10 protein-coding genes are annotated in these 12,791 nt (G+C 68.6%); all 10 read left to right on the forward strand.

The features are described from left to right. The first annotated feature begins 112 nt into the window (after nucleotides 1–112). Genes H9L16_RS07965 through ftsA form a run of 10 tightly spaced genes read left to right on the forward strand, consistent with a single transcriptional unit; the run spans nucleotide 113 to nucleotide 12,690 of the window. A complete protein-coding gene (locus H9L16_RS07965) occupies nucleotides 113–1,855 on the forward strand; it encodes a peptidoglycan D,D-transpeptidase FtsI family protein (protein ID WP_308427073.1) in 1,743 nt (580 codons plus the stop codon). Further along, complete coding sequence (locus tag H9L16_RS07970) at nucleotides 1,852–3,339, forward strand: UDP-N-acetylmuramoyl-L-alanyl-D-glutamate--2,6-diaminopimelate ligase (RefSeq protein WP_187551185.1); 1,488 nt, start codon at nucleotides 1,852–1,854, stop codon at nucleotides 3,337–3,339. The genes H9L16_RS07965 and H9L16_RS07970 overlap by 4 nt, the downstream gene beginning before the upstream one ends. Next, nucleotides 3,336–4,721 (forward strand): UDP-N-acetylmuramoyl-tripeptide--D-alanyl-D-alanine ligase, encoded by a 1,386-nt coding sequence (locus H9L16_RS07975; RefSeq protein ID WP_229796618.1) that lies wholly within the window; start codon nucleotides 3,336–3,338, stop codon nucleotides 4,719–4,721. Before H9L16_RS07970 ends, H9L16_RS07975 begins: the two co-directional genes overlap by 4 nt. After that, entirely contained in the window at nucleotides 4,711–5,808 is a 1,098-nt protein-coding gene (gene mraY, locus H9L16_RS07980; protein ID WP_187551186.1) for a phospho-N-acetylmuramoyl-pentapeptide-transferase, read from the forward strand. Before H9L16_RS07975 ends, mraY begins: the two co-directional genes overlap by 11 nt. After that, nucleotides 5,808–7,163, forward strand: a complete 1,356-nt coding sequence (gene ftsW / locus H9L16_RS07985; protein ID WP_187551188.1) for a putative lipid II flippase FtsW — start codon at nucleotides 5,808–5,810, stop codon at nucleotides 7,161–7,163. Before mraY ends, ftsW begins: the two co-directional genes overlap by 1 nt. Nucleotides 7,164–7,189: 26 nt before the next feature. Then, nucleotides 7,190–8,242 carry an undecaprenyldiphospho-muramoylpentapeptide beta-N-acetylglucosaminyltransferase gene (gene murG, locus H9L16_RS07990; protein ID WP_187554111.1) on the forward strand — a complete coding sequence of 351 codons (1,053 nt, stop codon included), beginning with the start codon at nucleotides 7,190–7,192 and terminating at the stop codon, nucleotides 8,240–8,242. After that, on the forward strand, nucleotides 8,242–9,684 hold the full coding sequence (gene murC / locus H9L16_RS07995; RefSeq protein ID WP_187551190.1) for a UDP-N-acetylmuramate--L-alanine ligase: 1,443 nt from the start codon (nucleotides 8,242–8,244) through the stop codon (nucleotides 9,682–9,684). Before murG ends, murC begins: the two co-directional genes overlap by 1 nt. Before the next feature lie 8 nt (nucleotides 9,685–9,692). Then, nucleotides 9,693–10,664 (forward strand): D-alanine--D-alanine ligase, encoded by a 972-nt coding sequence (locus tag H9L16_RS08000; RefSeq protein ID WP_425507261.1) that lies wholly within the window; start codon nucleotides 9,693–9,695, stop codon nucleotides 10,662–10,664. Then, nucleotides 10,661–11,458 carry a cell division protein FtsQ/DivIB gene (locus tag H9L16_RS08005; protein WP_187551193.1) on the forward strand — a complete coding sequence of 266 codons (798 nt, stop codon included), beginning with the start codon at nucleotides 10,661–10,663 and terminating at the stop codon, nucleotides 11,456–11,458. Before H9L16_RS08000 ends, H9L16_RS08005 begins: the two co-directional genes overlap by 4 nt. Continuing rightward, nucleotides 11,455–12,690, forward strand: a complete 1,236-nt coding sequence (gene ftsA / locus H9L16_RS08010) for a cell division protein FtsA (protein WP_187551195.1) — start codon at nucleotides 11,455–11,457, stop codon at nucleotides 12,688–12,690. The genes H9L16_RS08005 and ftsA overlap by 4 nt, the downstream gene beginning before the upstream one ends. Nucleotides 12,691–12,791: the final 101 nt, after the last annotated feature.

Here is a 12,791-nt window from a genome sequence, read left to right on the forward strand (position 1 = left end):
GCAACAGCCATTGCCCGGCCGCCATGACGGCGAGCGCCGCGAGCGCGCCCGCCCCGCTGCGGGCAGCCGGCCACGCGCGCAACGCAACGGTTTCGACCTGCGCAGCCGGCTGATGATGGTCTGCGGCACGCTGGCCCTGTGTTCGGTGGCGCTGATCGCGCGCGCGCTGGACCTGCAGGTCATCGACCATGCCTTCTACCAGCAGCAGGGCGACGCCCGTTTCGTTCGCGAGATCCCGATTGCGACCTCGCGCGGGATGATCACCGACCGCAACGGCGAGCCGCTGGCGATTTCCTCGCCGGTGGAATCGATCTGGGGCAACCCCAAGGAACTGCTGAAGTCGCCGGCCCGCTTGCCGGCGCTGGCGGTAGCGCTGGGCATGCCGCAGGACGAACTGGCCAGCCGCCTGAGCCAGCGCGCAGGCAAGGAATTCGTCTATCTCAAGCGCCGGATCAACCCGGACGAGGCGGCGCGCATCCTGGCGCTGAACATCCCCGGCGTGGCCAGCCAGCGCGAATACCGCCGCTTCTATCCGCAGGGCGAAGCGGTGGCCCATGTGCTGGGCTTCACCAACATCGACGACCGTGGCCAGGAAGGCCTGGAACTGGCCTTCGACGACTGGCTGCGCGGCACGCCGGGGGCGAAGCGGGTGATCCGCGATCGTCGCGGTCGGATCGTGGAGAGCGTGGATCTGGTGCGCGCCGCCGAGCCGGGGCGCGACCTGGCGCTCAGCATCGACCGCCGCATTCAGTACCTGGCGCACCGCGAACTGCGCAATGCGATCAACATCACCGGCGCGAGCAGTGGCTCGGCGGTGGTGCTCGATGTCGCCACCGGCGAAGTGCTGGCGATGGTGAACCTGCCGACGTTCAATCCGAACGCAGTCGGTACCAGCCCGCGCGACGCCCACCGCAACCGCGCGGTCACCGACCTGCTGGAGCCGGGCTCGACGATGAAGCCGCTGACGGTGGCTGCCGGTCTGGAAGCCGGCGTGATCAGCGTGGACTCGCTGTTCAACACCAGCCCGGGCTGGATCCCGAACGGCCGCTACCGCACCAACGACACCCACAATTACGGCGTGCTGGACACCACCGGAGTGATCCGCAAGAGCTCGAATGTCGGCGCGGCGATGATCGCCAAGCGCCTGGGCGATGCCCAGTTCGATGCGTTCCTGCGCCGCTTCGGCTACGGCCATGTCACCGGCAGCGGTTTCCCGGGCGAGGCTGCCGGCCTGTTTCCCAGCCATCAGCGCTGGAGCGGGACCAGCAAGCAGACCATCAGCTACGGCTACGGCCTGAACGCCACGCCGCTGCAGATCGCCACCGCCTACGCGGCGCTGGGCAATGGCGGGCTGTTGCACCAGCCGAGCTTCGTGAAGGGCCAGAAGGGCAAGTCGCAGCAGGTGCTGGCGCCGGCGATTGCGGACCAGGTGTTGCACATGATGCAGACCGTGACCGAGCCGGGCGGCACCGCGACGCAGGCCGCGATCCTGGGCTACCACGTGGCCGGCAAGACCGGCACCTCGCGCAAGGCCAGCGCGGGCGGTTACTCGCGCCGTTACATCGGCTACTTCGCCGGCCTGGTGCCGGTGGATAACCCGCGCTTCGCGATGGTGGTCGCGATCAACGACCCCACCAAGGGTTCCTACTACGGCGGCATCGTGGCGGGCCCCGTGTTCCGCAACGTCATGGAAGGCGCGTTGCGCCTCATGGACGTGTCGCCGGACAACCTCGACGCCTGGCTGGCCGCGCAGGCCGCAGCCGAAGCCAAGCGCGCCAAGGCCGTTGGCCATGCCGTGCCGGTGACTGCAGTCGCCGATGCCGGCACCGCGCCTGTCGCGGGAGCGCTGCAATGACTCGCGCGATGTTGCTCAGTGAATTGCTGCCCGAACTGGAAGGCTTGTCCGCCGATCTCGCCGTCACCGGCCTGGTGATGGATAGCCGCGAGGTTCGCCCGGGCGATGCCTTCGTCGCCATCGCCGGCTTCGGCGCGCATGGGCTCAACTTCGTCGATGCCGCGCGCGAGGCCGGTGCTGCCGCGATCCTGTTCGAGCCGCCCGCGCCCGAGGCCTTGCCCGCGCCGGTGGATGCGATCCCGGTCGCCGGCCTGCGTTCGCGCATGGGCACGATGGCCGACCACTTCCACGACCACCCCAGCGCGGCGATGACCACGGTCGGCGTGACCGGCACTAATGGCAAGACCTCGACCGTGCAGTTGCTCGCACAGGCGTGGACCTTGCGTGGCGAGAAGGCGGGCACGGTGGGCACGCTCGGTGCCGGCATCTGGCCGAAGATCGTGCCGACCGGGTTCACCACGCCGCTGGTGCTGCGCATGCACGCGCTGCTCGCCGAATTGCGCGACGAAGGCGCGCAGGCGGTGGCGATGGAAGTGTCCTCGCATGCGCTCGACCAGGGTCGCGTCGATGGCGTCCACTTCGATGTCGGCGTGTTCACCAACCTCACCCGCGATCATCTGGATTACCACGGCGACATGGCCAGCTACGGCGCGGCCAAGGCGCGGCTGTTCGACTGGCCGGGGCTGCGCGCTGCCGCGGTGAACCTCGACGATGCCTTCGGTCGCGAACTGTTCGATGCGGTCAGCGGCAAGGTGCGCGCGGTCGGCTTCTCCTCGCGCGGCGCAGCGGGTGCCAGCGTGCGTGCGGAGGATGTGCAGCTGGACGGCAGCGGCATCCGCTTCCTGCTGGATGCAGGCGGCCAGGCGCATTCGGTGCGTTCGCCGCTGCTCGGCCGCTTCAACGTCGACAACCTGCTGGGCGTGGCCGCGACCCTGTTCGCGCTGGGCATGGCGCCGGCGCTGGTCGCCGAAACCCTGTCGCAGCTGGCGCCGGTCGATGGCCGCATGAACCGCATCGGCGGCGAGGGCGGGCTGCCGCTGGTGGTGATCGACTACGCGCACACCCCGGACGCGCTTGAGCAGGCGCTGGCGTCGCTGCGTGCGCACACCGTCGGCACCCTGGCCTGCGTATTCGGCTGCGGTGGTGAGCGCGACCGCGGCAAGCGCCCGCAGATGGCGTCGATCGCCGAGCGGCTGGCGGACACGGTCATCGTCACCGACGACAACCCGCGCAACGAAGATGGCGATGTCATCGTCGCCGACATCATCGAAGGCTTCGCCGATGCATCGCGCGTGGTGGTGCAGCGCGACCGCGCCGATGCCATCGCGCAGGCGCTGGCCACGGCCGGCGCGGACGACGTGATCCTGGTCGCCGGCAAGGGCCACGAGCCTTACCAGGAAATCGCCGGCATCCGCCACGCGTTCGACGACACCGCGGTCGCCCGCGACCTGTTGCGTCGTCGCGCGCAGGAGTCGAACACGTGACGCCGCGCTCGCTCGCCTGGATCGCGCAGGCCACCGGCGGTCGCCTGGTCGGTGCCGATCGCATGGTGGATGCGATCGCCACCGACACCCGCGCGTTGCCGGGCGGCAATGCGTTGTTCATCGCGTTGAAGGGCGAACGGTTCGACGGCCATGCGCATGTGCAGGCCGCCATCGACGGTGGCTGCGTGGCCGCGCTGGCCGCGCGCGAACTCGACATCGACACGCCGCATGTGGTGGTGGCCGACACCGAACTCGCGCTGGGCGCATTCGCCGCGGCGGTGCAGCGTGAACGCAGCACGAAAGTGCTGGCGATCACCGGCAGCAATGGAAAGACCTCGGTGAAGACCTTGCTGCTGTCGATCCTGCAGCAGCTTGGTGGCGCCTACGCCAACCCGGGCAATCGCAACAATGAAATCGGCCTTCCGCTGGCGGTGCTGGACGCGCCCGACGACGCGCGTTTCGCGGTGTACGAAATGGGCGCCGGCAAGCCGGGCGACATCGCCTACCTGACCGAGATCGCGAGGCCGGATGTCGCATTGGTCAACAACATCGCGCCTGCACACCTGGAACGGATGGGCAGCATGCAAGGCGTTGCCGAAACCAAGGGCGCGATTTACGGCGCACTGCCCGCTGACGGCGTGGCGGTGGTCAATGCCGACGACAGCTTCGCCTCGACCTTCATCGAGCGCGCTCAGGGCCGCGGGGTGCTGCGCTTCGGCATCGATGCGGCCGCCGATGTGCAGGCGCGCGACATCCGCATCGACGCGGACGGTTCGCGCTTCGTCCTGGTCTCGCCGCACGGCGACGCCGAGGTGCGGTTGCCGATGCCGGGCCGCCACAACGTGCGCAATGCGCTGGCCGCGGCGGCGATGGCGTTCGCGGTGGGTGCCAGCCTCGAACAGGTGCGCGCCGGGCTGGAAGCGGTGCAGCCGGTCGCCGGTCGCCTGGTCGCGCACGCGCTGCGCAACGGTGCGGTGCTGGTCGACGACAGCTACAACGCGAATCCGGGTTCGCTGGCTGCGGCCCTCGACACCTTGGCAAGCAGCGGCAACGAAGCCTGGGTGGTGCTGGGCGACATGCGCGAACTCGGCGCAGAAGAAATCGCCTTGCATGCGCAGGCCGGGCAGCAGGCGAAGGCCGCCGGCATCGCCCGCCTGTTCGCGCTGGGCGAATTGAGCGCGCACGCGGCGCAAGCGTTCGGCGACGGCGCTTTGGAATTCGAGACGCATGCGGCGCTGGTCGATGCGCTGCTGGCCGGCTTGCGGCCGGGTGTGCGCGTGCTGGTGAAGGGATCGCGCGGCAGCGCGATGGATCGCATCGTCATGGCGCTGTTGCAGCGCGACGCGGCGGAAAATGGCGGGGGAACGACCGATGCTGCTTGAACTGACCCGCTGGCTGGAACAGCTGCAAAGCGTATTCGGCCTGTTCAACTACCTGACCTTCCGCGCGATCCTGGGTGCGCTGACCGCGCTCGCGCTGTCGCTGTGGTGGGGCCCGGCGATGATCCGCAAGCTGGCCACGCTCAAGGGCGGCCAGCCGATCCGCAAGGACGGTCCGCAATCGCATTTCTCCAAGGCCGGTACGCCGACCATGGGCGGCGCATTGATCCTGCTCACCGTGCTCGCCTCGGTGCTGCTGTGGGCGGACCTGCGCAACAAGTACGTGTGGGTGGTGCTGGTGGTGATGATCGGCTTCGGCGCGATCGGCTGGTGGGACGACTGGATCAAGATCGTCAAGCGCGATCCCAACGGCATGCGTTCGCGCACCAAGTACGCGCTGCAGTCGGTGCTCGGCCTCGCCGCCGGCCTGTTCCTGTACATGACGGCCGATGTCGATGCCGCGACCACGTTGTATATCCCGTTCTTCAAGAACGTGGCGCTGCCGCTGGCGGGCATCGCCGGCGCGATTTTCTTCGTCGGCATCGCCTACTTCTGGATCGTCGGCTTTTCCAATGCGGTCAACCTGACCGATGGCCTGGACGGGTTGGCGATCATGCCGACGGTGCTGGTGGCCTGCGCGCTGGGCGTGTTCGCCTACGCCTCCGGCCACGCCGTGTTCTCGGCCTACCTCGGGATTCCCAAGGTTCCCGGTGCAGGCGAGCTCGTGGTGATCTGCGCGGCGATCGCCGGCGCGGGCCTGGGCTTCCTGTGGTTCAACACCTACCCGGCGATGGTGTTCATGGGCGACATCGGCGCGCTCGCGCTGGGCGCGGTGCTCGGTACCGTTGCGGTGATCGTGCGCCAGGAACTGGTGTTGGTGATCATGGGCGGCATCTTCGTCATCGAAACGCTGTCGGTGATGATCCAGGTGGCCAGCTTCAAGCTCACCGGCAAGCGCGTCTTCCGGATGGCGCCGATCCACCACCACTTCGAGTTGAAGGGCTGGCCGGAACCACGGGTGATCGTGCGCTTCTGGATCATCAGCGTGGTGCTGGTGCTGGTCGGTCTGGCGACGTTGAAGATCCGCTGATGAGCGCGACGACCTTCGATGCCCTGTCGAACGACGGCCGCCGCCAGGCGACCCGCGTCGACGACATCCGCGGGCGCTTCGATCCGTGGCTGCTCGGCGTGGCGATCGCCCTGGCGTGCACGGGCGTGGTGATGGTCGGTTCGGCCGCGGTCGCGGGTGCCGGCATGGACGTGGGGCCGTGGTATTTCCTGACCCGCCACGTGCTGTTCCTGGCGGTCGGCGTGGTGCTGGCGGCGATCGCCATGCGCACCGAACTGAAGACGATCGAGCAATACAGCCAGCTCCTGCTGCTGGGCTGCTTCGTCCTGCTGCTGCTGGTCTATGTTCCGGTGCTGGGCAGCACGGTGAACGGCGCGCGGCGCTGGATCAACCTGGGCGTCTCCAAGTTCCAGGTCGTCGAGGCGGTCAAGGTTCTCTACATCGTCTGGCTGGCGAGCTACCTGAAGCGTTACAGCGAGGACGTGGCCATCACCTGGATGGCGATGTTGAAGCCGGTCGCGGTGGTTGGTGCGCTGGTGGTGCTGTTGCTGATGCAGCCGGACTTCGGATCCTCGGTGCTGCTGCTCGGCATCACCATCTGCATGCTGCTGCTGGGTGGCGCGCCGATCCAGCGGATCATTTTGCCGATCCTGTTGATGGTGCCGGCGCTGGTGCTGCTGGTGGTGTTCGAGCCCTACCGCATGCGTCGCGTCACCTCGTTCATGGATCCATGGCAGGACCAGCTCGGTGCCGGTTACCAGCTCAGCAACGCGTTGATGGCGATCGGCCGCGGCGAATGGCTGGGCGTGGGCCTGGGCGCGTCGGTACAGAAGCTGTCCTATTTGCCGGAAGCGCATACCGACTTCATCTTCTCGGTGATCGCCGAGGAACTCGGTTTCGCCGGTGCCTGCGCGATCGTGGCGATGTACGTGCTGCTGGCCGGCCGGGCGTTCTGGCTGGGCCTGGAGTGCGTGGAGATGAAGCGCCACTTCGCCGGCTACATCGCCTTCGGCATCGCCCTTTGGATGGCCTTGCAGAGCTTCGTCTCGATCGGGGTCAACCTGGGCCTGCTGCCGACCAAGGGCCTGACCCTGCCGCTGATTTCCTCCGGCGGTTCCAGTGTGCTGATGACCTGCGTGGCGATGGGCCTGCTGCTGCGCGTGTCCTGGGAATACGAACGCGCCGCGCGGCAAGTCGCCAAGTTGCGCGGCCTGGCCAGCCAGCCACCAGCCGGCCCGGGCCCGGAGACCGCGCAGCCGCCGATGCCGTCCGATGGCGGCACGCGCGGCACCAGCCGCCTGCGCCAGCGCATCGAACCGGGCGTGGGCACGCGCAGCGAAGCCGCGGCGTCGCCGGTGTTGCGGAGGTCGCGTTGAACGATTCCGCACCCCTCGTGCTGATCATGGCCGGCGGCACCGGCGGCCACATCTTCCCCGGCCTTGCGGTCGCGCAGGCGCTGCGCGAGCGTGGCGCGCGGGTTGCGTGGCTGGGTGCCGATGGCGGCATGGAAACCCGATTGGTGCCGCCGCACGACATCGCCATCGACACCATCGCGGTGGCCGGCGTGCGCGGCAAGGGTCTGATGACACTGCTCGGCGCACCGCTGCGGATCCTGCGCGCGGTGCGCGATGCAGCGCGTGTATTGCGCGCGCGCCAGCCATCGGCGGTGGTGAGCTTCGGTGGGTTCGCGGCCGGCCCGGGCGGGATCGCCGCGCGCATCGCCGGTATCCCGCTGCTGGTGCACGAACAGAACCGCGCAGCGGGCATGACCAACAAGGCGCTGGCGAAGGTCGCGCGGCAGGTGCTGGTCGGCTTTCCGCAGACTTTCGCGCGGGAAACATTGGTCGGCAATCCGGTGCGCGCGCAGATCGCGCAGGTCGCAGCGCCGGAACTTCGCGACTTCGTGCATGGCGGTGCGCTGCGCCTGCTGGTGCTCGGCGGCAGCCAGGGCGCGCGCGCGTTGAACAACGCGGTGCCGCAAGCGGTGGCTGCGCTCGGCCTGCCGGTGGAAATTCTCCACCAGGCCGGCGAAAAAATGCTCGATGACGCGCGCAAGGCCTATGCCGATGCGGGCGTTGCCGCCACCGTCGAACCCTTCATCGCCGACATGGCCGCGGCCTACGCGCATGCCGACCTCGTGGTCTGCCGCGCCGGCGCGTTGACCCTCGCCGAGTTGTGCGCGGTCGGCGTGGGCAGCGTGCTGGTGCCGTTCCCGCAGGCGGTCGACGACCACCAGACCCGCAATGCCGAATTCCTGGTCGAGCGCGGCGCTGCATTGCTGCTGCCGCAGGGCGACGACCTCGCGACTCGCCTGCAAGCGCTGCTCGCCGACCTGGCCGCCGAACCGGGCAAGCGCCTGGCCATGGCCAATGCCGCGCGTTCGCTGGCGATGCCCGATGCCGCCGCACGCGTCGCCGACGCTGTGCTCGCAACGATTCGCAAGGAAGCCGCCTGATGTCCATCAACAGCCTGCGCCTGCGGCAGATCGGCGATCTCGCCAAAGCGTTCCCGCGCGTGCACTTCGTCGGCATCGGCGGCGTCGGCATGAGCGGCATTGCGGAAGTGCTGTGCACGCTCGGCTACCAGGTCAGCGGTTCCGACAACGCCGACAACGCCGTGACGCGTCGCCTTGCGTCGCTGGGCGCAACGATCAGCAAGGGCCACGCCGCCGCCAACGTGCTGGATGCCGATTGCGTGGTGGTCAGCAGCGCGATCAAGCCCGACAACCCGGAATTGCTGGAAGCGCGTTCGCAACGCATCCCGCTGGTGCCGCGCGCGGAAATGCTGGCCGAGTTGATGCGCTTCAAGCGCGGCATCGCGGTCGCCGGCACCCACGGCAAGACCACCACCACATCGCTGCTGGCCAGCGTGCTGGCCGAGGGCGGTATGGATCCCACCTTCGTGATCGGTGGACAGCTGCTTGCCGCGGGTGCCAACGCACGCCTCGGTGGCGGTCAGTGGCTGGTCGCCGAAGCCGACGAAAGCGATGGCAGTTTCCTGCGCCTGAATCCGGCGGTGGCGATCGTCACCAACATCGACGCCGATCACCTGGAAAACTACGGCGGCGACTTCGCCCGGGTGAAGGACGCGTTCAACGAATTCCTGCACAGGTTGCCGTTCTACGGGCTGGCGGTGCTGTGCATCGACGATGCGGAAGTCGCCGCGCTCGCGGAAAACACGCCGCGCCATGTGGTGACTTACGGCTTCAGCGCCATCGCCGATGTGCGCGCCGAGGACGTTCGCCAGCAGGGCGGGCGCATGCATTACACGCTGTGCCTGCCGGACGGCTCGCGCACGCCATGCACGCTCGCCTTGCCGGGTCGGCACAACGTGCAGAACGCGCTGGCGGCATCGGCGGTCGCGTGGCAACTCGGCGTGGGCAACGATGCGATCGCCCGCGCGCTGGAACAGTTCGCCGGCATCGGCCGCCGCTTCAACCAGTTGGCGAAATTGCCGCTGGCCGGCGGCGGCGACGTGGTCCTGGTCGACGACTACGGCCACCATCCGAAGGAACTCGCCGCGGTGTTCGATGCCGCGCGTGGCGGCTGGCCGGACAAGCGGCTGGTGGTCGCGTTCCAGCCGCATCGCTATTCGCGCACGCGCGACCTGTTCGACGATTTCGCCGCGGTGCTGTCGAGCGTGGACGCGCTGGTGCTGACCGAGGTCTACCCGGCCGGCGAAGCGCCGATCGCCGGTGCCGACGCGAAGTCGCTGGCGCGTTCGATCCGCACCCGCGGCCGGGTCGATCCTGTGGTCGTCAACGGTGCCGCCGACGTAGCCGGCGTGCTCGCTGGCCTGCTTCGCGATGGCGATCTGCTGCTGTTGATGGGTGCCGGCGACATCGGCGCGGCCGCGCAACAGATCGCACGCAATGGCCTGCAAGGAGACAACCCATGAGCGCCGACATGACGTTTCCGCCGCTTCGGGTGAGCGATGCGCGCGACTTCGGCCGCGTCGCCGTGCTGATGGGCGGCACCAGCAGCGAGCGCGAAGTCTCGCTGGATTCCGGCCGCAACGTCCTGGAGGCGCTGCAGGCGCGCGGCGTGGATGCGCACGCGGTCGACGGCATCCCGGCATTGGTCGATGCATTGGTGCATGGTCAGTTCGATCGCGTGTTCAACATCCTCCACGGCAATCGCGGCGGTGGTGAAGACGGCGTGCTGCAAGGGCTGCTGGAAGCGCTGGAAGTGCCGTACACCGGCTGCGGCGTGCTGGCCAGTGCGCTGACCATGGACAAGATCCGCACCAAGCAGGTTTGGTTGAGCGCGGGCCTGCCGACGCCGAAGTTCGTGCGCCTGTCGCCCGGTGAAGATGTTCGTGCAGCAGCGCTGCAACTCGGCCTGCCGGTGTTCGTGAAACCGTCGAGCGAAGGCTCGAGCGTGGGCGTGGCCCGCGTGACCGACGATGCCGGCATCGAAGAGGCGATCCGCGTCGCCCGCGCGTACGGCGGCGAGATGCTGATGGAGCAGATGGTGGTCGGCGACGAACTGACCGTCGGCATCCTCGGCGATGTCGCGCTGCCGTCGATCCGCATCGTGCCGAAGGGCGAATGGTACGACTACAACGCCAAGTACATCGCCGACGACACCCAGTATCTCTGCCCGGGCCTGCAGGGTGACGATGAAATCGCGATCCGCCAGCTCGCCCTGGATGCGTTCCGCGCTGCCGGTTGCAGTAGCTGGGGCCGTGTCGACGTCATGCGCGACCGCGCCAGCGGCGCGTTGTTGCTGCTGGAAGTGAACACCGCGCCGGGCATGACCAGTCATTCGCTGGTGCCGAAGGCGGCCGGTCAGCGCGGCGTGTCGTTCCAGGAGCTGTGCTGGCGGATCCTCGAACAGACCCTGCCGGCGACTGACGAGGAGCGCGCGGACGCATGAGCGCGATGCTGCGACTGCTGGCCTGGATCCTCGCGGTGGCGCTGGTCGCGCTGCCGGTGGTCGCCGTGGTCAACGGTTGGGTCGGCGGCGCGCAATGGCCGCTGCGCACCCTGCGCGTGCAAGGCGACCTGCAGCAGGTCGACCAGGCACGCCTGCGCGCGACCGTGCTGCCGTATGCCAAGAAAGGCTTCTTCGCGGTCGAACTGGATCGCATCCAGTCCGCGGTCGGCGCGTTGCCTTGGGTCGAGCGCGCGGAAGTGCGCAAGCACTGGCCGGACGTGCTGGAAGTGCGGATAAGCGAGCATCGTCCGTTCGCGCGCTGGGGCAGGGATCGCTTGCTGTCCGAACACGGCAAGCTGTTCTCGGCGGCGGGCGCGCAGGTGCGCGCCGACTTGCCGCAGCTCGACGGCCCGGACACCCAGGTGGCCGATGTCGTGGCGCTCTACAACCAGGCGCGCGAGCGGCTGGCCAATGCCGGCGGCGTGCGCGGCGCCGGCATGGACAAGCGCGGCAGCTGGTCGATCACCCTGTCCGACGGCACCGAAGTCGTGCTCGGTCGCAACGATCCCGAGCAACGCCTGGAACGCTTCGCGCCGCTGCTGCCGCGGCTTGCCGCGCAGCATCCCGGGCAGCGCCTGGTGCGCGCCGACCTGCGCTACACCAACGGGTTTTCGCTGAGCTGGGCCGCGTTGCCGAAGCCAGCTGCACTGCCCGCACCGATGCAGGAAGCAACCCCATCCCAATCCTCCCCTGCAAGCAGGGCAGGCAGCGAAACAAGGCAAGCAAACACATGAACCGCAAGGGCGACAAGTCGCTGATCGTCGGCCTCGACATCGGAACCTCCAAGGTCACCGCGTTGGTCGGCGAGTACGCGCCGGGCGAACCGATCGAGGTGATCGGGATCGGTTCCCACGAATCGCGCGGCCTGCGCAAGGGCGTGGTGGTCGACATCGACTCCACCGTCCAGTCGATCCAGCGCGCCGTCGAAGAAGCCGAGTTGATGGCCGGCTGCGAAGTGCGCAGCGTGTACGCCTCGATCAGCGGCAACCACGTGCAATGCCGCAACTCGCAGGGCATCGCCCCGATCCGCGACGGCGAAGTCAGTTACGCTGACCTCGACCGCGTGCTGGAGGCGGCCAAGGCGGTCGCGATCCCGGCCGACCAGCGCATCCTCCACGCGATCCCGCGCGACTACGTGCTCGACGATTCGCAGGAAGGCATCCGCAATCCGGTCGGCATGAGCGGCGTGCGCCTGGAGGTGCATGCGCACCTGGTGGTGTGCGCGCAATCGGCCGCCGCCAACATCACCAAGTGCGTGCAGAAATGCGGGCTGCAGGTCGACGATCTGGTGCTGTCGTCGCTGGCATCGAGCACCGCGGTGCTGACCCCGGACGAACGCGAACTCGGCGTGGTGCTGGTCGACATGGGCGCGGGCACCACCGACATCGCGGTGTTCGTGCAGGGCGCGATCAGCCATACCGCGTCGCTGCCGGTGGCTGGCGACAAGGTCACCGAGGACATCGCGCACATGCTGCGCACGCCCACGCCGGAAGCCGAACAGATCAAGGTCCGCTACGCCTGCGCGCTGGCGCAGCTGGCGCGTGCCGAGGAAAGCATCCAGGTGCCCAGCGTCGGCGACCGTCCGCCGCGGCGGATGCCGCGCCACGCGCTGGCGCAGGCGGTGCAGGCGCGCTACGAGGAAATCTTCGAGATGGTCCAGGCGGAACTGCGCCGCAGTGGCTTCGAGCAACTGGTGCGCGCGGGCATGGTCCTCACCGGCGGCGCTTCCAAGATGGAAGGCGTGGTCGAACTGGCCGAGGAAATGCTGCAGATGCCGGTGCGCATCGGCATCCCGCAACACGTCAGCGGGCTGGGTGAAGTGGTCGGCAACCCGGTGCACGCCACCGGCGTGGGCCTGCTGCTGATGGGCAGCCAGATCGAGAACCCACGCCGGCCGCAGCTCCGCGATGGTCGCGCATTCGGCTGGATGGACAAGGTGAAGAACTGGTATCGCGGCCAGTTCTAGCGACGGGGCATCGCCGCGAGGGCGTGGCGATGCGTGGAGGGTGGCAGGCAGGACGGTTGCGGGCGCGGCATCGGCATCACCACACAAACGATCTCAAACAA

The organism is Thermomonas carbonis, from assembly GCF_014396975.1.
Lineage (GTDB): Bacteria > Pseudomonadota > Gammaproteobacteria > Xanthomonadales > Xanthomonadaceae > Thermomonas > Thermomonas carbonis.